Genomic DNA, 676 nt, shown 5'->3' on the forward strand with positions numbered 1-676 from the left:
CGGATGGTCCCGCCGGATTCATACAGGGTTTCACGTGCCCCGCACTACTCAGGATACTGCTATGCTTTATATCAACTTTCCTATACCGGGCTATCACCGTCTTTGGCCAAGCTTTCCAACTTGTTCTAATTCATTGTACAAACAATGTTGCAGTCCTACAACCCCAATAAGTCCGTAAACTCATTGGTTTGGGCTTCTGCGCGTTCGCTCGCCGCTACTAGCGCAATCACTATTGTTTTCTCTTCCTCCGGGTACTTAGATGTTTCAGTTCTCCGGGTTCGCCTCCTTGCGGATACTATATCTTCAATATAGTGGGTTGCCCCATTCGGATATTCGCGGATCAATTTGTATGTGCCAATCCCCACGACTTTTCGCAGCTTATCACGTCCTTCTTCGCCTCTGAGAGCCTAGGCATTCCCCATACGCCCTTATCTAGCTTGTATGCGCTTTGCTTAATGCTCTAATCTATCCTAACTTGCGCTAGAACAGAAGTATTATAATGTATTACTTATATTAAATATTTCTATCTAATAGTGTTCTCGTATTCTTTGTTTCTTCAATATGTCAATGAACTTTTTTCCCGTATTCACAATAGAGTCTCAATGATCTTACAAACTAAAAACGTATGTTTCCTGGTTGTTTGTAAAAACTATAACCCACTCTATCTCTAGGAATC

Annotated in this window: 1 other annotated feature (only partly in view). The window is 42.3% G+C overall.

The window, feature by feature from the left end:
- Positions 1-444, reverse strand: a sequence feature (mutual gap in cmsearch alignment for this rRNA model is longer than 100) (it extends 2,388 nt beyond the left edge of the window).
- Positions 445-676 lie beyond the last annotated feature (232 nt).

The sequence above is a fragment of the Christiangramia qingdaonensis genome, from assembly GCF_048381525.1.
Lineage (GTDB): Bacteria > Bacteroidota > Bacteroidia > Flavobacteriales > Flavobacteriaceae > Christiangramia.